The following is a 22146-nucleotide window of genomic DNA, read 5'->3' as shown; positions in this document are numbered from 1 at the left end:
GTCAGTGTCCGCCGGCGTGATCGACGCGCAGACGCGGATCGACGACAAAGTACAGCAGATCGACGATCAGGTTGATGACCACAAAAATCAGCGCAATCAGGCACAGGTAGGCCGCCATGACCGGGATGTCGGCAAAGGTCACGGCCTGAATGAACAGCAGCCCCATGCCGGGCCACTGAAACACGGTTTCGGTGATGATGGCAAAGGCGATCAGGCCGCCGAGCTGCAAGCCGGTGATGGTCATGACCGGCACCAGCGTGTTCTTGAGCGCGTGGCCAAAGTGCACCGCGCGGTCGCTCAGGCCTCGGGCGCGGGCAAACTTGATGTAGTCGGTGCGCAGCACCTCGAGCATTTCGGCACGCACCAGGCGCATGATCAGGGTGAGCTGAAAGATCGCCAGCGTGATCGCCGGCAGCACGAGGTGGTGCCAGCCCTGCAGCGTCAGCAGCCCGGTGCTCCAGCCGCCGATGTGCACCACCTCGCCGCGGCCAAAGCTGGGGAACCAGCCCAGTTGCACCGAAAAGATCAGGATCAGCACGATGCCGATGAGGAACGTGGGCAGCGAAACGCCCAGCAGCGACAGCGTCATGAACACCTGCGACCACGCGCTGCCGCGGCGCAGGGCGGTATAGACGCCCAGCGGAATGCCCACCAGCAAGGCCAGCACAGCGGCCACCAGCGCCAGTTCGAGCGTGGCCGGAAAGCGCTCGGCGATCAGGGTCGCCACCGGGATGCCTTGGCGCAGGCTCATGCCAAACTCGCCCTGCACCGCGTTGTAGAGGAAGTGTCCGAACTGCACCCACACCGGCCGGTCGAGCCCGAGTGCGGCGCGCACCTCGGCGATTTGCTCGGCGGTGGCGTCCTGGCCCAGAATCTGGCTCACCGGGTCGCCGACGAACTGAAACAGCATGAAGGCGATGAAGGCCACGGTGACCATGACCAGGACCGCCTGCAGCAAGCGGCGCAAAATAAAAGCGAGCATGGGGGGTCCTGACTCCGGCAGCAGGGCAAAGCGCGCAGGGTGCGCCATGAACGAAGCGCCGCCGCTGCAGCCCGCAGGGGGCCGCAGCAGCGGACGTGGAGCGCGTGTGGGCGCGGCGCGCGCCGCTCAGTTGAGGTTGAGGATGCGCCAGTCGATGCGGTTGTCGGGCCGGTGCACGATCTGCACGTTGGCGCGCATGGCCCACGGGATGATCTGGTTGTGCAGCGGAATGTGGGCAATGTCGTCGTTGTGCAGCTGCAGCGCTTGCGTGAGCAGGCGCGGGCGGATGTGCGGGTCGGTCTCGGTCTTGATGCGGTCGATCAGGGCGTCGAGTTGCGGGTTGCTGTAGCGCCCGGCGTTGAAGTTGCCGTCGCCACCGGGGCCGACTGTGCGCGCCAGCGACTGCAGGCTGTAGAGCGCGTCGAAGGTCGGCACGCCCCAGCCCAGCATGTAGATGCTGGCTTCATAGCGCTGGATCATGGGGAAGTAGGTCGTCAGGGGCAGGGTGCGCAGCCGGGCCCGGATGCCGACGCGAGCCCACATGGCGGTGATGGCCTGGCAGATCTGCTCGTCGTTGATGTAGCGGTTGTTGGGGCAGGCGAAATCGACCTCGAAGCCGTTGGGCAAGCCGGCCTCGGCCAGCAGGCGCTGCGCGGCGGCCGGATCGAAGGGCAGGCGCTGGTGCACGCCCTCGGTCCAGCCGGCCACCATCGGTGCCACCAGCGCGCCGGTGTTCTGGCTCAAGCCGCGCATGGTGACGCGGTGGATGGCGTTGATGTCGATGGCCTGGTAGAGCGCGCGGCGCACGCGCAGGTCTTGCAGCGGGTTGCGGCCGCGCACGTCGCTGCCCACCAGTTCGGGCCGGTGCTGGTCCATGCCCAAAAAGATGGTGCGGTTCTCGACCCCGTCGAGCACGCGCAGGGCGGCGTTGGCGCGCACCCGCGGCAGGTCTTGCGGCGTCGGATCGAGCACAAAGTCCACCTCGCCCGAGAGCAGGGCCGCCATGCGCGTGGCGTCGGAGCTGATCGGGGTGTAGATGATCTCGGTCACGTTGGACGTGACGCCGCCCCAGTGGTTGGGGTTGCGCTCGAGCACCATGCGCTGATCGGGCTGCCAGGAGCGCAGCCGAAACGGCCCGGTGCCCATGGCGTTGCGGTGCGCGAAGTTTTCTTCGCGGGTGCGGATGTTCATCGGCTCGAGCGAGCGGTTGCGCTCGGCCCAGGCGCGGCTCATGATGCGCAGCTCGGTGAGCTGGTTGAGCAGCACCGGATTGGGGCCGCGGGTGAAGATGTCGATGGTGCGCGCATCGACACGCACCACGCGCTCGATGCCTTGGGTGAAGATGGAAAAGTTGGAGGTCGGCGCCATGGCGCGCTGCAGCGAACCTGAATCCGTGACCTCAATCCCCGCATCACGACATGCCCGCCCAACCGCCGCCCCAAACTGAGATTTCTCGCACTTTTCCCGCCCAGCGGGCCGCGCGAAGACCCATCGGCGCTCACAAACACCCCGCACAAGGCGCTTGCAAGCCCATCTAACCGTGTTTTCGCCCGCTTTCGCCACCACCAGCGCAGCCTTAGCCCCGCAGAACCCCGCGTTTTTCGCAATCCGTGAGTTCGCTGAGCCCGATCTGACCCAGCCAGCAACCTTAAGCTGCCTTCATCTTGCCAAAGGCACGCTCAAACACCGCAAAGCCCGAGTCCGAGCCCGAGATGCCCAATGCCCAGCCCCGCGCATGGCTGATGACGCGCGCGGCCTTGTACATCAGCTCTTGCATCACGGTCTTGATGCGCCGGCGCAGTGCGGTCTTGCGCATCGGGCTGTCGCTCTCGTGCAGCGTGTACTGCCCCACGATGCGCAGCAGGTTCATGGCCAGCGCCGCCAGCGAGCACACCAGATGGTTGGTGGCAAACTTGCCCGAGGGCAGTCGGTTCAAGTCCATGTCGGTCTTGAACTCGGCATGAAACTGCTCGTGCGTGGCATGGTCTCGGTACAGGGTGATGACTTGCTCATGCGTGACTTCTGGCCCCAGCGTGGTGCTCCAGCCTTCCAGCACGTACTCGGGAAAGAGCAAGGGCTGGCCCCGCTTGTCCAGCGTGCGCTCGGTCAGACGATAGACGCGGCGCAGGGTGCGGCTGCCTCCTTGGGGCACTTGCACGGCAGGCAGTGCTTCGCTCCACAGACACTCGCGCTTGCCGGCTCGGATCTGGTTCCAGACGGTGCTGACATCGGCGCAGCGCTGGGCGGCAATTTGCTCCACCGGCGCCGAGCGTGGGTTCCATTTGATCAGCAGATCGACGGCTCGCCCCAGCTTGTCCGCTTGTTCCAGTGTGCGCGCCATCAGGTGCTGCGAGCAAAAGCCCGAGTCGGCGCGCAGCAGCAAAGGCGCTTGGGCCACCGCACAGGCGGAGCCGAGTGCCCGCTCGATGTTGTATTCGCTCTCGCGCGCGCTGTGCTGGCTGCCCGCTCGCAGATCGAGCTCCAGACAGTAGCCGCGTGTGCCCAAGTACAAGGCGATGGGGCAGTAGCCATCGACGCCGGCGTAGGTGTAGGAGACGCCTTCTTTGGCGCTGTCGCTCTGATCCATGACGAAGGTGTCGATGTCCAGTGGCAGGTGGCCGCTGGGCAGGGTGCCGAAGTCGATCGCTGCACCATCGATGTGCAGGCCCAGCAGGGCGCGGTTGATCGAGTCGGCCAGTTCGCTCCACTCGCAGCCCATGGCGTCGAAGCGCTGGCGCAAGGTGGCGCTGGAGGGCACGGCGCGCAGGCCCAAGGCTTGGTGGGCAAAGCGCTGCTTGCGAAAGGCTTCGACGGCTTCGAAGTCGTTCTTGCCCAAGGTGAGCATGGCTACGTAGCACTTGAGGATGTCGCTGTTGGCGATGCCAGCACGCACCGGGTACTTGGGGTCCACCATCGCTGGCAGGTTGATGCGCTTGAACAAGCGCCCCACCAAGGCCAAGCCACCGTGGCTGCTCAGGTCGTAGGGCAGCTTCTTGACAACGAACTCGACTGGGTCAGTCATTTGCGGCGCTTGCACCTAGTGGGTGCGCGTTTGTTTGTGGATAGTTCGTTGATTATAATAGAAAAACATGGGGTTTGCGGGACTCAGGTCACGGATTCAGGGCGAAAAGACGGCATCCTCGGCGGTGAAGGGCGTGCCGTCGTGGAACTGCACGCCTTGGCGCAGCGTCAGGCGCAGCTGGTTCGGGCTGACTTGGGTCCAGGCGGTGGCCAGCTTGGGCTCGATGCGGAAGGTGCGGCTGTTGTAATAGACCAGCGACTCATAGACCGAGGCGTGCACGCCATTGCCCAAGGCGTTGTTTTGTGCGTGGATGTCCCAGGTGGGGATGTCGCTGGCGCTGGACCAGCGGAAGGTTTTGCTGTGCGCGGCACTTGCCACGCCCAGCGCCAAGGCAACAGACAGGGCCAGCAGTTTCAGTTGGAACATAGGGAGGCTTTCGTAAAATTTTGAAAATTCGATTATCCGCCTGCCCCGCTCGTTTTTTCATCGGCTTGAAATAATCTGTAACCTGGGCGACAGGCTTTTGTGCTCAAATGGGGGGTCAAGGGCGGCCAGAGGGCGGTCTGAGGGCGGCCTCAGTCCGCCTGCCCCAGGCAGACCCCGATCTGCTGCGCCGCCTGCAGCAGCGGGTGCCCGGGCGGCACGGTGCGCTGCTGCTGCGCCACCGCGGCCAGCGCTACGTGGCCCAGTTGCCCGCCGCTGAGCGTGACCATGCAGCCAAACTGGCCCTGCAGCAGCAGCTGCGCCGCTTGGTTGCCGTACAGGGTGGCGAGCACGCGGTCGAAAGGCGTGGGGCTGCCGCCGCGCTGCACGTGGCCGAGCACGGTGGCGCGCACCTCGGCATCCAGCAGCGGCTGCAGCTGCGCGCTCAACTGGTGCGCCACCCCGCCCAAGCGCGGCACGGGGTGGCCGTCTGCGGGCAGCGCCGGGCTGGTTTGCAGCGTGGGCGCGCCGCCCTGCGCCTTGGCCCCTTCGCCGATGCAGATCACGCTGTAGCGCTCGCGCTGCAGCCGCGCTTGGCAGTGGCGCGCCAGAGTGGGCAGGTCGTAATCGAGCTCGGGCAGCAAGATCGCGTCGGCGGCCCCGGCCAAGCCGGATTCGAGCGCGATCCAGCCGGCCCAGCGGCCCATGGTCTCGACGATCATGACCCGGTGGTGGCTGTGCGCGGTGGTCTGGATGCGCTCCAGCGCCTCGGTCACGGTGGCCACGGCGGTGTCAAAACCAAAGCTGCGCTCGCAGCCGTAGAGGTCGTTGTCGATGGTTTTGGGCACCCCGACGATGGCCAGCCCCTGCTGCGCCAGCCCGTGCGCGATCGTCATGCTGCCGTCGCCGCCGATCACCACCAGCGCATCGAGCCCGAGGCGGCGCACATTGGCCAGCGCCAGCGCCGTGGCTTGGGCGCTGGCCAGCGGGTTGGCGCGGTTGCTGGAGCCCAAAATGGTGCCGCCGAGCAGCAAGATGCCGCTCACCGCGTCCCAGTCGAGGCGGCGGGCGCGCGCGGGCTCGCACAGCAGGCCGGCAAAGCCGTCTTCGATGCCGATCACCTCGGCGCCGCACTGGCGCAGCAGCGACTGGGTGACGGCGCGGATGACGGCGTTGAGGCCCGGGCAGTCGCCGCCGCCGGTGAGGATGCCCACGCGCTGCGGGCAGGCGCGGGTGCTCATGGGGCGCTGCGCGGCCACAGCGCCCACAGGTGCACCGGCTGTTTGATGCCGGCGGCCTGAAAGAACGCCTGCTCGCCCCAGCCGGTGAAGAAATCGGCCCGCGCCGCGCCGACGATGGCGGCCCCGGTGTCTTGCGCCAGCACGAGGCGGCGCAGCTCGATGAAGGGGCCGCTGGAGTGCAGCCAGACCGGGGTGCCGTAGGGGATGCTGCGCGGATCGACGGCGATCGAGCGCCCCGGCGTGAGCGCCACGCCCTGGGCGCCGCGCGGGCCAAACTGGGCCTCGAGTTCGTTCAGGCTTTCTTCGCGAAAAAACACCGTGCGCGGGTTGCTCCACAGCATCTCGTTGATCTGCTCGGGGTGGGCGGCGGCCCAGGCGCGGATGGCCTCCCAGGTGCCGGCGCGGATGGCGCCGCGGTCCAGCAGCCAGCGCCCGACGCTGCGGTAGGGGTGCCCGTTGTGGCCGGCAAAGGCCAGCCGCACCAGTTGCTGGCGGCCGTCGGGTTCGCGCACCAGCACCCGGCCCGAACCCTGGATTTGCAGCAGCAGCGCATCGAGCGGATCGGCCAGCCAGACGATTTCGCGCCCCTGCAGCTGCGCCAGCGCCTGCGGGTCGGTGGCCATCTGCTGGCGGCTGAACCAGGGCCGATCCCGGCTCAGGCCGGGGGGCACGGCGTGCAAGGGGGTCTGGTAGGGGCCTTGGCGCACCCGGTTGGCGTGCAGCAGCGGCTCGTAGTAGCCGGTGAGCAGGCCGCGCGGGTTGCCGTCGAGCGACTGCACGCGGTAGGGTTGCAGGTGGCGCATCATCCACTCGTGCTGCGCGCTGGCGTCGGCGATGCTCAGGCGGCGCACTTCCAGGCACAGCGCGCCCAGGGTGGGGGCCGGGCGCTCGCAGCTGCGCAGCCAGGCGTTCCAGGCCTGGGGCAGGGCGTCGCGGCCCCAGCCGGGCAGTTCGCTCCAGCGCACTGGCTGCCACCGGCTGTAGGCGCGCACGAGCGGTGCCGGCAGCGGCTGCGCCTCGGCCCATTGCCAGACGGCGGAATCGGGGCCGAGCACGGGCTCGGGCCAGACTTCGTCAAAGCCGCTGGCCGGGCGGGCGCCGGGGGTGGCGGGGTCTGGCGCGGCGAGTGCGGCGACCTCGGGGGCCGGGGTGGCCGCACCCGCCCTGACCGGGGGTGGCGCGCCGGTGGCGGCGGGCGCGGTGGCGGGCGCGGGGGCAACGGGGGGGTGGGTGGCGCAGCCAGCCAGCAGCAGGCCAGCCAGAAGGCCGGCCAGCAGCAGGTGCGCGCGCTGCAGCCGGCAGGCCCAGGCGGGGTTGGCCCAGACCGGGGCGGGCCGCAAGGCGTGCAAGGACAGGGGCGAGGGTGGGGGTGACACGGCTGGCTCAGAGAGATTGGGGAGGTGGCGGGCGATGAAGGAGGCGCCTCAGAGATCGCGCAGCAGATGCACCAGATCGACGGCCGAGCGCACCCCCAGTTTGTCGAACACGTGGGCGCGGTGCACCTCGACCGTGCGCACGCTGATGTGCAGCTGCTCGGCCACCAGCTTGTTGGGCAGGCCGGCGGCGATCAGGTGCATGACGGCGCGCTCGCGCTCGGTCAGGTTGCCGACCAGCGACTGGCGCCGTTGCGCCTCGCGGCGCTGCGCCAGCAATTGCCCCGAGTGCCGCAGCGCTTGCTCGACGCGGTCCACCAGGGCGTTGTCGGAAAACGGTTTTTCGCAAAAATCGAAGGCCCCGCGCTTGACCGCCTCGACCGCGGTGGCGACGTCGGCGTGGCCGCTCAGAAAAATCACTGGCATGGCCGCGCAACCCACGAGGGCGGGCAGGCGCTCGTACAAGGCCAGTCCGCTCTGGCCGGGCAGGCGCAAATCCAGCAGCAGGCAGGCCGCCTCGGTGGGCTCGGCCCAGCTTTGGGCGCAGTCCCAGAACGCCTCGGCGCTCGGGTAGGCGCAGCTGAGCAGGCGGCGCGTGCGCAGCAGCCAGCCCAGCGCTTCGCGCACGGCGTCGTCGTCGTCCACGATGTGGACGCAGCCTTGCAGGGCAGCGGTGGCGTTCATGGGGCTGGATGATAGGGCCTTGGGCGCCATGCGCAAGGTGGGGGCGCCTCCAGGCCGGCCTGAGCGCTGGCCTCTCAGGCGGGAGCCCTGGGCAGGGTGAAGCGAAACACCGTGCCGCGTGGCTGCTGGGCGCTGTATTGCAGCGCGCCGCCGTGCTGTTCGACCACGGTTCGGCACAGGCTCAGCCCCAGGCCCATGCCCTCGGGCTTGGTGGTGAAAAAAGGCGTGTACAACTGCTCGGCCTGCTCCTGGCTGATGCCCAGTCCGTGGTCGGCCACGGCAAACTCGACCCCCTCGCCGCGGCCATGCCGACCCCGGCCGGCGCTCAGGCGCAAGCGGCGCAGCCCCGAGGTGGCCGCCGGGTTGCCCGCTGGCATGGCTTGCATGCCGTTGCGCGCCAGGTTGAGCAGCACCTGTTCGATCATCGTGCGCTGGCACCAGACCGAGGGGCAGCCGGGTTCGATGTCGAGCTCGAGCTCGATGTGCTGCTGCCGTGCCTGCAGCTGCAGCAGCGGCCAGATGGCATGAAACAGGTCGGCCGGCGGCACCGCCACGCGCTCGCGGTCGCGCTGGCGCACCAGGTCGGCCACGCTTTTGATGACTTTGCCGGCGCGTTCGGCTTGCTCGCTGATGCGCTGCAAGGCGCTGCGCACGAGGTGGGTGGGGTCGGGCTCGGGCTCGGGCCTGGTCGGCGCGGGCAGCAGGTTCAAGGAGCCGCTGGCGTAGCTGGCGATGGCGGCCAAGGGTTGGTTGAGCTCGTGGCTGATGAGCGAGGCCATCTCACCGGCCATGGCCAGCCGCGCCGTGGCCTGCAGGCGCTCTTGCGAGGCGCGCAGCAGCTCCTCGTTGCGCCGCTGCTCGCTCAAGTCCAGGATCGCGCTCATCCAGCCGGTCTGGCGGCCTTGGGCGTCTACCAGCGGCGCCTCGATCACCCGCACCGGCAGGCGGCTGCCATCGGCGCGCATGAACACCGACTCGAAGCCCTCGCGCGGCGAGCTTTGGCCCGCCAACCGCGCCTGCAGGCGCTGGCGGTATTCCTCGATCTGTTCGGTGGGCCAGTAGGGAGCCGGAATGCTGGTGCCCAGCAGCTGCTCGGCGCTGCGCCCCACCATTTGGCAAAAGGCTGGGTTGACGTAGGTCAGGCGGCCATCCAGGTCGAGCGCGCGCAGACCGGTCAGGAGCGAGTCTTCCATGGCCTGCCTGAAGGCCAGCGCCTCGGCCAATTGGCTTTCGGCGCGCTGGCGCCGGCGCAGGTCGCGCAGCAGCAGCGCCAACAGGCTGAGCAACCCCAGCGCCAGCGCCCCCACCGCCAGCGGCAGCGCGGCGACGACCGGGTGTTCGCCGCCGCCGCTTTGTTCGACCAGCAGCACCCACGCGGCGCCGGGCAGAGCCACCAACTGGCTGGCGCGGTGCAGGGCTGGCCCCGGCTCGACCAGTTCGCCGACCATCACCAGGCGGGTGCCATCGGCTTCGGTCCACGACAGGCGCCGCCCGCGCTGGGCCTCGGCGGGAATGAGCTCGGCCAGCAGCCCGGCCATGGCGTAAGTGGCCACCAGGTAGCCGTCGGGGCGGCCGTTGCGCTTCAGGGGCAGGCACAGCTCCACCAGCTCGACGCCCCGGCCCTGTGGCAGTGGCCAAAAGTAGCTGGTCGAGTAGGCCGCTTCATCGAGGCGGCGCGCCAGCGCGCAGGTTTGGGGCACGTCGATGAGGGCGTCCTGGCGTGGGCGCATGGCGTGCAGCGTCGGCCAAAAGGGCGACAGCCGCTGCACCAAAACGGTGTGTGCGGGGTCGCGCCACTCGAGGTGCACCAGTTGGCGCTGCGCACTCAGCAGATCGGCCGCTGCGCTGGGCCAGAAGGCCGGGCTGGGGGCCACGCTTTGCAGGGCATGCAGGTCTTGCACGCTGCGCGCCAGCCCGCTGCGCACGTCCAGGCCCATGCGCGCGGCCTCGCGCTGCAGGCCGTCTTGAAGCTGGCCGTGCTGGTATTCGCGCATCAGAAACAGCAGCAGGGCAAACAGGGCCGCCAGCAGCAGGCCGGCCAGCAGCCACAGCAGGTGGCGCACCACCCAGGCGGGTTTCAGGGCTGGCACGGCAGGGTGTGAAAGCGCCGGTGCTGCAGCGCCGGCAGCTGCTGGCGCACCTGCTGCAGCCGGTTCCAATCGAGCCTCGGCCAACACCACCCCGGGCCCGCTGGCCCGCTGCGCCAGCACGCTGCCCCAGGGGTCGATGACCATGCTCTGGCCCCAGGTCTGGCGGCCGTTGTCGTGCTGCCCGCCTTGGGCGCTGGCGGCCACGAAAGCCAGGTTCTCGATCGCGCGCGCGCGCAGCAGCAGCTCCCAGTGCGCCTGTCCGGTGCCGTGGGTGAAGGCGGCGGGCAGCAGCAGCAAATCGGCCTGCAGCAGCCGGTAGAGCTCGGGGAAGCGCAGGTCATAGCACACGCTCAGGCCCACGCGCCAACGCTGGCCACTGCGGTCGCTGAGCTCAAAGGCCACGGGCGTGCTGCCGGCCACCAGCACCGCCGCTTCGTCGTAGCGCTCGCGCCCGTTGTCGTAACGAAAGAGGTGGATCTTGTCGTAACGCGCCACCGGCTGGCCACTGGGGTCATGGACCAGGCAGGCGTTGGCCACGCGCCCGGCGACCGGGCTTTGCAGCGGCAACGTGCCGCCGACGACCCAGAGCCCGTATTGGCGCGCCGCAGCGGCCAGAAAGGCCTGGATCGGGCCGCTGCCGTGGGCCTCGGCCAGCGCCAGTTTGTCGGTCTCGCGCTGGCCCATGAGGCAAAAGTACTCGGGCAGCACGGCCAGTTCGGCGCCGGCCTGGCTGGCTTGTTGCAGCAAGGCCTGGGCCTGGTCGAGGTTGGCCTGGAGCTGGCTGCCCGAGACCATTTGCAAGGCGGCGATTTTCATCTTCAATGCGCTCCGGTGGGGGCATGGGGGTCGGGGCGGGCGGCGGACTGGCGCTGCACCGGCGTGACCACGGGGTCGGCCCAGGGGCCGGTGATGTGAAACTCGCGTGTGGCGGCTTGCTGCAGCGGCTGGCGCAGCAGAAACTGGGCCAGAAAAGTGCCCAATCCGGTCACTGGGTTGATGAGAGTGGCCACCAGCGAGACGGTGTCGGCGTTGAGCTCGGGCACCACCACCACGCGCAGGTCTTGGGTTTCGCGCACGATGTCGGCGCTGCCCTCCATCAACACGGCGGCATTGATGCCCTTCATCTGCAGGTTGTTGCTGCGCGCCACGCCTTGGGTGATGGCGACGTTGCCGCGGATGAAGTCGAACGCAAAGCCTTCGCTGAACACGTCGCGGAAATCCAGCATCAGCCGCCGCGGCAGCGCCTGCAGGCTGAGCACCCCGATCAGTTTGGCCACGCCGGGTTCGGCGCGCAGAAACTGGCCGCGCCCGACGTCGAGCTGCAGCTCGCCGCTCAGGCTGGGGGTGTCGAAGTTCAGGGGCGAACCCAGCCAGCCCAAATGGCCCTCGATGCGGCCCTGGCCGCCGCGGATGGTCTGCGGCTGGCCCATGCGCTCGAGCAAGGCGCCGGCGTCGCGGATGTCGAGTTCGAGGCGCAAGGCGGTGCGCCGGGCGGCGGCATCGCGCCCGTGCGCGACCCAGTTGCCGCTGGCCCTGAGGGTGGCTTCGGGCGTGCCGAGCGTCAGCGCATGCAGGCGCCATTCGGATACGCCCGCCTGCGGCCCTTGGGTGGCGACGCGGTTCGCGGCCTGCACCTCCAGCCGCCCGAGCTCGCGCCCGTCCAGGCGCAGGCGCTCGATCACCAAGTCGACGGCGGGCAGGGCCTCGGGCTGTTGCAGCACCGGTTCGGCGGGCTGCACGACGCCGGCGCGCGGCCAGTCGAGGCGACTCAGGCGCGCATGCACCAGGCCTGCCGCTTGCGGACCGCCGGCGCGGTAGCTGAATTGACCGGCCAGTTCGCGTGCCACCACCGCCGAGCGCCAGGTGTCGCGCTCCAGGCTGCCGCTCAAGCTCAGGTCGTGCCAGCTGCGGCCGGCGTGGGTGAAGCGCGCGGCTTGCAGCCGCCACTGCGTGGGCCAGTAGGGGCGGCTGTCTTGCAGGGTGAGCGCGCCGGCGGCTGGGGCCGGGGCGGCGGCGGTGGGCAGCGGTGTGGCCGGGGCGGCGGCGTAGAGGCGCGCCCAGGCGTCGGCGTCGAAGTCGCCCAGATCGAGCGCGGCCAGCACGCCCGCGGCGGGCAGCGCCGGGCGCGCGCTGCGCACGGCCACGCTGCCGCGCAGCACCCGGGTGGCCGCGTCGCGGTGCTCGCGCTGGTAGTGCAGGCTGAGCAAAGGGGTGGGGCCAGGGCCCAGTTCGAGCTGCAGCTCGTCGCGTGTGGCCCCCCTGGGGGCACCGGCCAGCGGCTCGATGCGCAGCCGCAGCGGCAGCGCCGCCTCGGCGCGCTTGCTCAGCGGCGCGGGCAGCTGCAGCGCCAAGCCCTGCAGGTCGGAGTCCACCTGCACCGAGGTGCCGTCGGGGCCGATGCGCAGTGCGGCCTGATAAGCCGCGGAGCCGCTGCCGGCGCGCCCCAGCGGGGCCAGCCAGGGCCAAGGCTCGGCTTGGGCCAGCCCCAGCGCCGTGGCCTGGCCCTGGCCGCGCAAGCGCAGCACCGACTGGCCCTGCTCGGTGGCCATGCGCCCCGAGAAGCGCAGCGGCCCGCCCAGCATCTGGGCGTTGGCGGCGGGGATGTCGAAGCCGTTTTCGGTGAAATCGAGCACCCCGTGCAGGGCCTGCAGGGGTGGGGTTTCGGGGCCGATGCGCAGGTCGTTGCCGGCAAAGCGCAACTGCCCGCGCACGCGGGTGGCGTCGGTGTCGTTGAGCGGCATGTCGAGTTGCAGCCCCAGGTCGAGCGCGCCGCTGGCCTGGGCCTGGTCGAGCGCGGCCTCGGTCATCAGGCGCAGCGGCGAGCCGTGGATCAAGGCCAGGGCATCGGTGGCCGGGCCGCGCACCTGGCCGTTCAGGCGCAGTTGGGGCTCGGTGGCCATGAAGTCGGGGATTTCGGCTTGTGCCTGCACGATGCGCAGCTGCGGCCACAGGCGCACCTGGGCGCTGGCTTGGTCCAGGCGCAAGCGTGTGCCCTCGATCAGCAGGCGCGCCTGTGGCATCTGCAGGGTCGGCCAAGGCGGACTGCCCGCCGGCAGCAGGTGCGCCGGCGCGTAGTCGAGCTGCACATCGTGCAACGGTGCCTCGAGCGTGAACACGCCGCTGCCCGGTTGCTGAAAGGGAAAGTGCCACAGATCGCCGCGCACCCGCACCTGGGCCTGCGCGATGCGCCCGGACAGGACGGCGCTGCGCAGCCAGGTTTTGGTCTCTGGCCCGACGTTGAGCGGCAGGTAGCGCACCACTTGCGCCGCGTCGGCGCGCAGCAGGCGGCCATCGAGCTCGAGCACGCCGGGAAAGCGCGCGCGCGCCGGGCTCTGGGCCGGGTCGGCACTGTGCCAGCTCAGTTGCAGCTCGGCTTCGAGGTCGGGGTTGCGCAGCAGCAAGCGCGGCACCTCGACCGTGATCTGCTCGCCTGCCACGCGCCAGCTCAGGCCGGCGTGCAGCCGTTGCAGCGCCACCCGGGGTTGGGCAAAGACGCCGGGCAAATCGAGGTGGCCGTTGTCGAGCCGCAGCTCGGCCTTGCCGCCGCTGGGGCTGAGGCTGAAGTCGAGGTCGGCGCCGCCGATGCCGGGGCGTCCGGGCATGTGCACGTCCCAGCCCTGGGCATGGCGGTACACCGGCGGCGCGGCCCCGGCGCGCAGCCCGACGTTGCGCAAGCGCCCGCTGGCGCTCCAGTTGGCTGCGGCCCCGGTCTGGTCGGCGCCAGCCGCCTGGGGGGCGCGCCATTGCATCTGCATCTGCTCCACCAGGCCGCTGGGGGCGGTTTCGCGCAACCACTGGTGCGCGCGCGCGGGCAGGGGCAGTTGCAGCGCCAGTTGGCTCAGCACCTGCGCATCGAGGCGCTCGGCCTGGAGTGCAAAAGCGGCCGGGGTCGTGTCGCTGCGGCGGGTGTGCTGGGTGCGCACGTTGCCGCCCGGCCACACCAGCCCGTCGGCGGTGCGAAAGGCCAGCCCGTGGGTGCTCAAGATGGTTTGCAGCCCCTCGTGCTGCAGCTCGAGCCGGGTTTGCAGGTTTTGCAACTCGAACGGCTGCGCCACTTCGGGCCACTGCAACTGCACCCGTTGCAAGCCGAGGTCGGCGCTGGCCTGGCGCAGCACGCCGCGCTGCCAATCGAGCCACAGGCGCGCCGCCCCCTGCCCCTGACGCACCTGCAGGCCCAGCCAGTCGGGCGCATCGAGGTAGCGCCCCATCTGCTCCCAATCGACCCACGGCAGATCGGCATAGAGGGTGCCGCGCCAATGGCGCCACTGGCTCGGGCGCAGTGGCCAGAACGCACCGGTGAAATCGCCGCGCACGCTCAGGCGCTGCCCCCAGTGCGCGGGCGGGGTGGCGTCGAGCCGGAATTGGTGCTGGCGCCCGGGGTTGCGCAGCACCAGATCGATGCCCGTGAACTCAGCCACCGGCACCTCGGGGCGGGTCAGGTCGTGCCAGCGCAGCGTGCCTTGCAACAGGGCCAGCTCGGTTTGCGCCAGCAACCAGTCGGCCAGCGGGGATTCGTCGCCGCTGTGTTCGAGTCGGCCCAGATCGATGCCGCCCAGCAGCCAGCGCCCATCGGCGCTGCGGCGCAGCTCCAGCACCGCGCCCTCGACCACGATCTGATCAAAGCCCAGCCGCCACAGCGAGGGCAACGACAGCGCGGCGCGCACGCTGGGCAGGCGCAGCGCCTCGGCACCGGCGGCGTCGCGCAGCACCACATCGCGCAGCTGCAGGCTGGGCACCGGGCCGCTGGAGTTGGCCGCCAGGGCCCCGATCTCGACCTTCACCCCCAGCGCCGCGCTGGCCATGCGCTCCAGCGCCGGGCGCCATTGGTCAACTCTTGGCACAATGAGCTGATGCAACGCCACCCAACTGAGCCCCAGCAGCAGCCACGCCGCCACCAGCAGCCACAACAGCGCACGCAGCAGACGGGCCTGCCAGTGCAGCCAGCGCGGTGGATGGGGGGGGCGGGGTTTATCGAGCACACCAAATTATGATCGTTAGCGCCACTTTGGGCCCTGGCGGCCCCGACCAAGTTGTATCAAAAGCTCTCGCGGCCGCGGCCCACTCGCGCTTCGTGCAGCGCGTGCGGCGCCGCTACCACGCCGAGCGGGCGCTGTTGCCCCCAGGGCCGCCCACGGCCGGCACCATGCGCCAGACGCTGGCGGCGCTGCAGGCGGGGGGGCTGGACACGGCTGCGGCCCTGCGGGTGTTGCGCCATTTGGTGCTCGAGCGGCTCGCGGTGCTGGATGTGGAGCACGAGGCGCCGCTGGCACTGGTCACCGGGGCCATGACCGATCTGGCCGAACTCGCGCTCGACACCGCCTTGCACATGGCTCTGAGCGAGCTCGACGAGGTCCATGGCGCGCCCATGTGTACGGATGAAGCGCAGGTGGCCTCCAGCTCGGCCCCGGCGGCAGCGGCCGAGTGCCGCCGGGCCCAGTTGTGGATCGTGGGCATGGGCAAGCTGGGGGCGCGCGAGCTCAACGTGTCGAGCGACATCGACCTGATCTACGTCTATGACCAGGACGGCGAGACGCGCGGCAACGCGCTCGGGCGCGGGCGCATCAGCAACCACGAGTATTTTGCCAAGGCGGTCAAACGCATTTACAGCCTGATTGGCGACAACACCGAGCACGGCCAGGTGTTTCGGGTCGATCTGGCGTTGCGGCCCAACGGCAATTCGGGCCCGCCGGCGCTCTCGCTCGACGCGCTCGAGGAGTATTTTCTGGTGCAGGGGCGCGAATGGGAGCGCTTTGCCTGGCTCAAAAGCCGCGTGGTGGCACCGCAGCAAGCGCTGGACACCGACCAGCCGCAGGCGCTTCGCGCCTTGGTGCAGCCCTTTGTGTTCAGGCGCTACCTCGACTACAGCGTGTTCGATGCGCTGCGCAGCCTGCACCAGCAGATTCGGGAGCACGCGGCCAAGCGGGCGGCGGGCAACCCGGGCCGTTTGAACGACGTCAAGCTCTCGCGCGGCGGCATCCGCGAGATCGAGTTCACGGTGCAGCTGCTGCAGGTGGTGCGCGCCGGCCAGTTCCCCGAGCTGCGCACCCGCGCCACGCTGGAGGCGCTGACGCGACTGGTGCGCGCCGGCCTGATGCCCGAGCCCAAGGCGGCCGCGCTGGCGCAGGCCTACGAGCTGCTGCGCAGGGTGGAGCACCGCATCCAGTACCTGGACGACCAGCAAACCCATCTGCTGCCCACGCGCGACGACGACCTGAGCTGGATTGCCCAGACCCTGGGTTGCGCCGACAGCGCCGCTTTTTTGTGCGTGCTCGACGCCCAGCGCGAGCTGGTGGCGCAAGAGTTCGACACCCTGCTCGGGGCCGGTGCGCTGCCCTGCAACGGCAAGGGCTGCAACGGCCACGCGCAGGCGGCGCCCAGCCACGATTTGCTCACCGTGCTGGCGCAACTGCCGTCGGGGCTGCGGCAGCGGGTGGCGCAGTGGGCCGAGTCGCCGCGCGTGCAGGGCTTGCGCGATAGTGCGCGCCAGCGCCTGCTGCGGCTGCTGCAGCGCACCGGGGCCTGGCACGCGGAAGGGCGGGTGAGCGAGGGCGCGGCGCTGCGCCTGTGCGACTGGATCGAGCCGCTGCTGCGCCGCGAGAGCTACCTGGCGCTGCTGCAAGAGCGCCCGGCGGTGCACGAGCGCCTGTTGCGCATGCTCGGCGCCGCCCAGTGGCCGGCGCGCTACCTGTTGCGCCATCCCGGTGTGATCGACGACCTGGCCGGGCAGCAGCTGTACCAGGAGCGCTTCGAGGCGGCGCAGTTCGAGGCCGACCTCGAGGCGCGCCACCAAGCGCTGGCCGCTGGCGGCGACGACGACGAGGAGGCGCTGCTGGACCTGCTGCGCCGTGCGCACCACGCCGAGGTTTTTCGCACATTGGCGCGCGACGTCGAAGGCGTGCTCACGGTCGAGCAGGTGGCCGACGACCTGAGCGCCCTGGCCGACGCCGTGCTGCGCGTGAGCGGCCGCTGGTGCTGGCAGCGCCTCAAGCAGCGCCACCGCGACGAGCCGCGCTGCGCCCTCATCGGCTATGGCAAGCTCGGTGGCAAAGAGCTGGGCTACGGCAGCGACCTCGACCTCGTGTTCGTCTATGACGACCCGGACGAGCGCGCGCCCGAGGTCTATGCCGCGCTGGTGCGCAAGCTCATCAACTGGCTCACCGTCAAGACCGGCGAGGGCGATCTGTACGAGATCGACACCGCGCTGCGCCCCAACGGCAACTCGGGCCTGCTGGTGACTGGCTTCGACGCCTTTGCGCACTACCAGCAACACCGCGGCAGCAACACCGCCTGGACTTGGGAGCACCAGGCCATCACGCGCGCGCGCTGCGTGCTCGGGCCGCCCGACTTGGTGCAGCGCTTCGAGGCCGTGCGCCTGGCGGTGCTGACGGCGCCGCGCTCGAGCGCCGCACTGGCGGCCGAAATCTGCGCCATGCGCGAGCGCCTGCGCCAGGCACACCCAGTGCGCGCGGGGTTGTTCGACATCAAGCACAGCCCCGGTGGCATGGTCGATGTCGAGTTTGCGGTGCAGCACCTGGTGCTGGCGCACGCCGCCGCGCACCCGGCGCTGTGCGCCAACAGCGGCAACATCGCCTTGCTGCACGCCGCCGAGCAGGCCGGGCTGCTGCCCGCCGGCATGGGCCAGGCGGCCGCGCACGCCTACCGCGCCCTGCGCCAGCGCCAACACCGCTGCCGCTTGGACGAAGCCAGCACGCAGATCGACCCGGCGCTGGTGGCCGAGCACAGCGCGGCGGTGCGCGCCCTGTGGGCGCAGGTGTTTGGGTTCGTCGCCTGCACCGCCCCCGCAGGCCCCGCGGCCTCGTCCCCCCGCTAGCGCCCAGCGCAGCAGACCATGCAAAAACTCGAAGGGGCGGCCCTGCAAGCCCAGATCGCACGCCTGCCGCTGTGGCGCTTCAACCCGCAGCGCCACGCGCTGGAGCGGCGTTTGGTGTTCAGCGATTTCAACGCCGCGTTCGGCTTCATGAGCCGGGTTGCGCTGGCAGCCGAGCAACGCAACCACCACCCCGAGTGGGCCAACGTGTACAACCGGGTGGAGATCGCTTTCACCACCCACGAAGTGGGCGGCTTGAGCATGCGCGACATCGAATTCGCGCTCTGGGTGGACACGCTGGCGGCCGGCGTGGGCGGCTGAGGCGCCGCCTGCAGCTTGCCCACGGCGGCGCGTCGATGCGCCGCGTCAGGCCGTGCCGCTCGGGCGCGGCGAACCCAGGGCTTTTGAGGTTGGCGGCGCCCAGCTTGGGCCGCCTCTCAGAACTCGATCGCGTCGGCAATGGCCGCAATGCCGGCCCGAGCGCAACTGTCGTCGGCGTCGCCGCCCGGCGCACCCGAGACACCAATGGCACCCAACACCTGTCCGCCGGCTTGGATCAGCAGACCCCCGCCGACGGCCAGGAAGCGTGGCAGCGAACGCAGCCCACTCATCGGTTTGCCGGCCTGGGTTTCACGCCCGAGTTCGGTCGTCGACAGCCGAAAACTGACCGCCGTCCAGGCTTTGTCGGTGGCGACGGGAACGGTGTGTGGGCCGGCAAAGCGATCCCGCAGCAGCACCTGCAGGGTGCCAGAACGGTCAACCACCGCGATGCTGGCCTGAAAACCCTGTTGCCGGCAGTGCTCCAAGGCCGCTTGCGCCGCCGTCAGGGCGGTCTCGGGCGTCAGGGAGCGGACGGTGAAAGTGGCCTCCTGGGCGTGCAGGGCAAGGGGGGCCGCTGCACACAAGGCGAGCACGGCGTGGCGCAACAGGTTCATGGGGCTTGTCTCCGGGTGGGTGGGCCATCTCGAGTGGCCCATGAAGCTCAGTGTAGCAGCAAAGCCGATCGGCGCGCCCAAGGCCGATGCGCCGCCCCCTAGGCCCCCTTGGGAGCCCTGGCGCACCCTTGCGCGACCTGCTGCGCCAGCCGCTCCAGCGCCTGCCAGGGGTGGGCGGGCCAGTCGGGGTGGCGCAGGCCCTTGACGATGCCATCGACGGTGTGCGCGTCCAGCAGCCAGCGTTCGAGCTGCGCCAGACCGAGCCGGGGCAGCAGGCGTTCGAAGCGCTTTTCGCGCCCGCCCCAGACGCGCTGTTCGCGCAGCGCCAGCGGCAGGGGCTTGCCTTGCGCGAGTTCGTTTTTCACGCGCCACAGCGCCCGGATGTCTTCGGCCAGCGCCCAATGCACCAGCACGGCGGCGCTGCCGTCGGCTTGCAGGCCGTCGAGCAGGCGCTGCACGCGCAGCGGTTGGGCGTCGAGCACCGCCTCGGCGAGTTTGAAGGGGTCGTGGCGCGCCACATCGAGCACGGCGCGCTCGATCTGCGCAAAAGTGAGTTCGCCCACCGGGTAGAGCAGCGCGAGTTTTTGCAGTTCCTGGTGCGCCGCCAGCAGGTTGCCCTCGACCCGGTCGGCCAGAAAATCCAGGCATAGCTGGCCGGCCTCACCGCTGGGCACGTGTTGCCCCTGCAAACGCAGCCGCTGCGCGATCCAGGCCGGCAGCTGGGCGCGCTCGACCGCGTCGATGCGCAGCGTCAGGCCGTGCTGCTCGAGCGCGGCAAACCAAGGGCTTTTGAGGGTGGCGGCGTCCAGCCTGGGCAGCAGCACCAGGGTGAGCAGATCGGGGTGCTGAGGGGCGGTGGCGGCCAGTTGCTGCAGCACCGCCGCGCCTTCCTTGCCGGGTTTGCCCGAAGGGATGCGCAGCTCCAGCAACTGGCGCTCGGCAAACAGGCTCTGGCTGCGGCCAGCGGCCAGCACCGAGCTCCAGTCGAAGTGCGCGCCGCTGACCGTGCACACGCTGCGCTCCGCAAAGCCCTGCACCCGTGCGGCGGCGCGGATGGCGTCGGCCGCCTCCTGCACCAGCAGCGCTTCGTCGCCGTGCACGGTGTAGAGGGCCTTGAGGCCACGCTGCAGGTGGGCGGCCAGTTGGGTGGAGGAGCTTTGCATGGCAGGGCTGCAGTGTAGCGGCTGCGCGGTATACCGGGCGGTCGCTGCGGGGCTGGCAGCCCGAGGCTGGCGACCCAGTTGGCGACCCGGCGCATGGGCGTGGCCTTATTTGCTTTCGAGCACCAGGCGCTCCCCGCTCTCGCCTAACCTGAGGCGCTGGTGGTGTAGGCGCACCAGCGGGTCGTCTGGGTAACGCTGCGCCAGCGCGGCAAAAAGCGGCTCCGCCTCGGCGCCCGACCGCGCCAGCGCGGCGTAGGCGGCCTGGTATTCATCCAGGGGGGCGTAGGGGCCGGGCACCTCTGCGCTCAGTGGCTCGAAGACCGCCAGATCCTGGCTCTTGCCCTTGAGCACCAGCCGCCCGATCGGCCGCGCCGGCAGGTCGGGGCAGTCGGCCAGCGTCTGGCCCGAGACGCAGATGCGGGTGCCCAACTGCTTGTTGGCGCTCTCGAGCCGTGCGGCGGTATTGACCGGGTCGCCCAGGGCGCGGTAATCAAAAATGGCTTTGCCGCCAAAATTGCCCACGATCACCTCGCCCGAGTGCACCCCCAGCCGGGTGTGGCCAAAGGGGATGCCGCGTGCCTGCAGATCGCTCGCGTAGCGGCTGGCAAAGGCGTGCATCTCGAGCGCGCAGCGCAGCGCACGGCGCGGGTGATCGGGTTGCTGCACCGGGGCCGAGAACATGATCGCCACCGCGTCGCCCACGATCCGGTCCAGCGTACCCTGGTGCCTGAAGGCAATCTCGATCATCTGCTCGAGGTAGTGGTTGAGCAAACCGAGCGCCTCGCCGGGGTCGGTTTTTTCCATCAGGCTGGTAAAACCGGCCAGATCGGTGAACACGAAGCTGCAGGTCTGGCGCTGGCCACCCAGGTTCAGATCCTGCGGGTGCTCGACCAGGTATTCGACCCGGTTCGGCGACACATAGCGGGCAAAGGCCTGCTTGATGAAGCGCTGCTGCTGCTCGCTGCGAAAGTGGTGCGCAAGGCTGGCAACCACAAAGGCGGCGATCCAGACCAGCGCCGGGATCACGCTGTTGAACAGCAAGCCCTGGGAGCTGAAGGCCCACCAACCGCCCCACAGGATGGCACCTGTGAGCAGCGCCGCCGCCGCCGCCGCCCACAGGGCGCGGGCGTAGATGGCCAACAGCACCAGCAGCACGGTGCCCAATGACTGCAGCAGCGCCTCCAGCCCCAGCGCCCAGGTGGGGCGGGTCAGAAAATGCCCGCCCAGCGCCTGCTCGAGCGCTTGTGCGTGGGCTTCGACGCCGGGCATGATGCGGCCCAGGGAGTTGAAGCGCAGGTCCATCAGGCCCTGTGCCGAACTGCCCACCAGCACCAGATGGCCTTGCAGCAGCGCCGGATCGGCGCTGCCGTCGAGCAGTTTCCAGGCCGGGATGTAGCGCTCGGGCACCGGTTCGGTGTAGTGCAGCCAGATCTCGCCGGCCGCCGTGGTCGGCAGGGTCAGGTCGCCGATGCGCACCTCCTCCAGCGCCGGCCGACCCTGCTCGGCGCTGCGCATCAGCACATTGCGGGCGTCGAGTCCGACGCGCAGCGTTTCCGTGACCAAAGAGGGCACGAGCTGATCGCCCAGGCGCAGCACCAGCGGCACCCGGCGCACCACGCCGTCGGCATCGGGGACGAAGGTCAGGGCCCCGTTGCCGGCGGCCTGTCGTTCCAGCTTGTCCAGCGCCACCAGGGCCGAATCAAAGCCGTGCAGCGCCTGCGGCTGCGCCCCGCCGCCGAGCCAGACGAAGCGCGCGGCCACGGCGGGCGGGCGTTCGTTGGCACGCGCGGCGCGTTCGCGCTGCAGCGCAAAGCCGAGCACCACGTGGCGATCGGCCAAGTGTTGAGCCAGCACCGCGTCGTGGTCGGGCAGTTGCAGCAGGGCTTGGCGGGTTTGGGGCGTCAAGGGCCAGAGCGGGGCCAGCGCCTGCGGTGAGGTGCGATCGGGCTCGATGAACAAGACGTCAAAGCCGATCGCGGCCACTTCGGCCGCGTGCAGCCGCTGCACCATCTCAGCCACCTGGGTGCGCGGCCAAGGCCACTGCCCCAGCCGCTGCAGGCTGGCTTCGTCGATGTCGATGATGCGCACCGGCTGCGGCGCATAGACCCGCGGCGACCAACGCTGGTACTGGTCGAACACCTGATAGCGCAGGGTTTGCAGCAGCACCGGATCGGTCACCAGCAGCAGCAGGCCCAAGGCCAGCCCCAGCAGCGACAACCAAAAAGCCATCGCGCGCTGGTAGAGGTGTTTCATGATGGGTGGGGACGCCATGGGTGGACAGAGCAAATCCTGCGCAAGCGCCGGCGTTCATGTATCATTCTAAGCAATGAGCTGGGTCTGTGTGGGAGGGTTCTTGTACACGGGCTGGCTTTGGCCCGGTGCGCCGTTCGGTTCAGTCACGCCGC

The 22146-nt window shown here is 69.9% G+C and carries 12 protein-coding genes and 2 pseudogenes; 2 read left to right on the top strand and 12 right to left on the bottom strand.

The features are described 5' to 3' along the window. Position 1 precedes the first annotated feature (1 nt). The 9 genes and pseudogenes from AAAZ40_RS01055 to AAAZ40_RS01015 form a co-directional block, all read right to left on the bottom strand. A complete protein-coding gene (locus AAAZ40_RS01055; protein WP_476660765.1) occupies positions 2-982 on the bottom strand; it encodes an ABC transporter permease in 981 nt (326 codons plus the stop codon). A gap of 126 nt (positions 983-1108) precedes the next feature. After that, positions 1109-2365: pseudogene (locus AAAZ40_RS01050) on the bottom strand (ABC transporter substrate-binding protein); the annotation flags it as partial. Positions 2366-2630: 265 nt separating this feature from the next. Further along, positions 2631-4004: an IS1380 family transposase gene (locus AAAZ40_RS01045; RefSeq protein ID WP_476660395.1), complete on the bottom strand. Its 1374-nt coding sequence runs from the start codon at positions 4002-4004 to the stop codon at positions 2631-2633. A 102-nt stretch (positions 4005-4106) separates the two neighbouring features. Next, a pseudogene (locus tag AAAZ40_RS01040) lies at positions 4107-4430 on the bottom strand (ABC transporter substrate-binding protein); the annotation flags it as partial. A gap of 149 nt (positions 4431-4579) precedes the next feature. Beyond that, the gene (locus AAAZ40_RS01035) at positions 4580-5668 is read right to left on the bottom strand and encodes a 6-phosphofructokinase (RefSeq protein WP_476660764.1); all 1089 of its coding nucleotides are present in this window, start codon (positions 5666-5668) and stop codon (positions 4580-4582) included. Beyond that, a complete protein-coding gene (gene mltA, locus AAAZ40_RS01030; protein WP_476660763.1) occupies positions 5665-7044 on the bottom strand; it encodes a murein transglycosylase A in 1380 nt (459 codons plus the stop codon). The genes AAAZ40_RS01035 and mltA overlap by 4 nt, the downstream gene beginning before the upstream one ends. Positions 7045-7092: 48 nt before the next feature. After that, on the bottom strand, positions 7093-7725 hold the full coding sequence (locus AAAZ40_RS01025; RefSeq protein WP_476660762.1) for a response regulator transcription factor: 633 nt from the start codon (positions 7723-7725) through the stop codon (positions 7093-7095). A 74-nt stretch (positions 7726-7799) separates the two neighbouring features. Continuing rightward, positions 7800-10631 carry a nitrilase-related carbon-nitrogen hydrolase gene (locus AAAZ40_RS01020; protein ID WP_476660761.1) on the bottom strand — a complete coding sequence of 944 codons (2832 nt, stop codon included), beginning with the start codon at positions 10629-10631 and terminating at the stop codon, positions 7800-7802. A gap of 2 nt (positions 10632-10633) precedes the next feature. Beyond that, the gene (locus AAAZ40_RS01015) at positions 10634-14794 is read right to left on the bottom strand and encodes a YhdP family protein (RefSeq protein WP_476660760.1); all 4161 of its coding nucleotides are present in this window, start codon (positions 14792-14794) and stop codon (positions 10634-10636) included. Between the two features lie 8 nt (positions 14795-14802). Here AAAZ40_RS01015 and glnE point away from each other — a divergent pair, with 8 nt between their 5' ends. Beyond that, positions 14803-17646 carry a bifunctional [glutamate--ammonia ligase]-adenylyl-L-tyrosine phosphorylase/[glutamate--ammonia-ligase] adenylyltransferase gene (gene glnE / locus AAAZ40_RS01010; protein ID WP_476660759.1) on the top strand — a complete coding sequence of 948 codons (2844 nt, stop codon included), beginning with the start codon at positions 14803-14805 and terminating at the stop codon, positions 17644-17646. An 18-nt stretch (positions 17647-17664) separates the two neighbouring features. Further along, entirely contained in the window at positions 17665-17964 is a 300-nt protein-coding gene (locus tag AAAZ40_RS01005; RefSeq protein ID WP_476660758.1) for a 4a-hydroxytetrahydrobiopterin dehydratase, read from the top strand. A gap of 116 nt (positions 17965-18080) precedes the next feature. Here AAAZ40_RS01005 and AAAZ40_RS01000 read toward each other — a convergent pair whose 3' ends face one another. From AAAZ40_RS01000 to AAAZ40_RS00990, 3 genes are all read right to left on the bottom strand, one after another. After that, positions 18081-18578, bottom strand: coding sequence for a GlcG/HbpS family heme-binding protein (locus AAAZ40_RS01000; protein WP_476660757.1), 498 nt, complete (start codon positions 18576-18578; stop codon positions 18081-18083). Positions 18579-18676: 98 nt separating this feature from the next. Beyond that, the gene (gene holA / locus AAAZ40_RS00995; protein ID WP_476660756.1) at positions 18677-19741 is read right to left on the bottom strand and encodes a DNA polymerase III subunit delta; all 1065 of its coding nucleotides are present in this window, start codon (positions 19739-19741) and stop codon (positions 18677-18679) included. Positions 19742-19846: 105 nt separating this feature from the next. Beyond that, entirely contained in the window at positions 19847-21994 is a 2148-nt protein-coding gene (locus AAAZ40_RS00990; RefSeq protein WP_476660755.1) for a CHASE2 domain-containing protein, read from the bottom strand. Positions 21995-22146 lie beyond the last annotated feature (152 nt).

This window comes from Serpentinimonas sp. SMBJO2 (assembly GCF_056341105.1).
This window is presented reverse-complemented; position numbering and strand designations above follow the sequence as displayed.

What these genes read in the sequence shown, in the direction of transcription:
- AAAZ40_RS00990 (WP_476660755.1), bottom strand. Translation starts at nt 21,994, where the DNA reads ATGAAACACCTCTACCAGCGCGCGATGGCTTTTTGGTTGTCGCTGCTG.
- glnE (WP_476660759.1), top strand. Translation starts at nt 14,803, where the DNA reads ATGATCGTTAGCGCCACTTTGGGCCCTGGCGGCCCCGACCAAGTTGTA.
- AAAZ40_RS01055 (WP_476660765.1), bottom strand. Translation starts at nt 982, where the DNA reads ATGCTCGCTTTTATTTTGCGCCGCTTGCTGCAGGCGGTCCTGGTCATG.
- AAAZ40_RS01005 (WP_476660758.1), top strand. Translation starts at nt 17,665, where the DNA reads ATGCAAAAACTCGAAGGGGCGGCCCTGCAAGCCCAGATCGCACGCCTG.
- AAAZ40_RS01045 (WP_476660395.1), bottom strand. Translation starts at nt 4,004, where the DNA reads ATGACTGACCCAGTCGAGTTCGTTGTCAAGAAGCTGCCCTACGACCTG.
- AAAZ40_RS01000 (WP_476660757.1), bottom strand. Translation starts at nt 18,578, where the DNA reads ATGAACCTGTTGCGCCACGCCGTGCTCGCCTTGTGTGCAGCGGCCCCC.
- AAAZ40_RS01025 (WP_476660762.1), bottom strand. Translation starts at nt 7,725, where the DNA reads ATGAACGCCACCGCTGCCCTGCAAGGCTGCGTCCACATCGTGGACGAC.
- AAAZ40_RS01020 (WP_476660761.1), bottom strand. Translation starts at nt 10,631, where the DNA reads ATGAAAATCGCCGCCTTGCAAATGGTCTCGGGCAGCCAGCTCCAGGCC.
- holA (WP_476660756.1), bottom strand. Translation starts at nt 19,741, where the DNA reads ATGCAAAGCTCCTCCACCCAACTGGCCGCCCACCTGCAGCGTGGCCTC.
- AAAZ40_RS01035 (WP_476660764.1), bottom strand. Translation starts at nt 5,668, where the DNA reads ATGAGCACCCGCGCCTGCCCGCAGCGCGTGGGCATCCTCACCGGCGGC.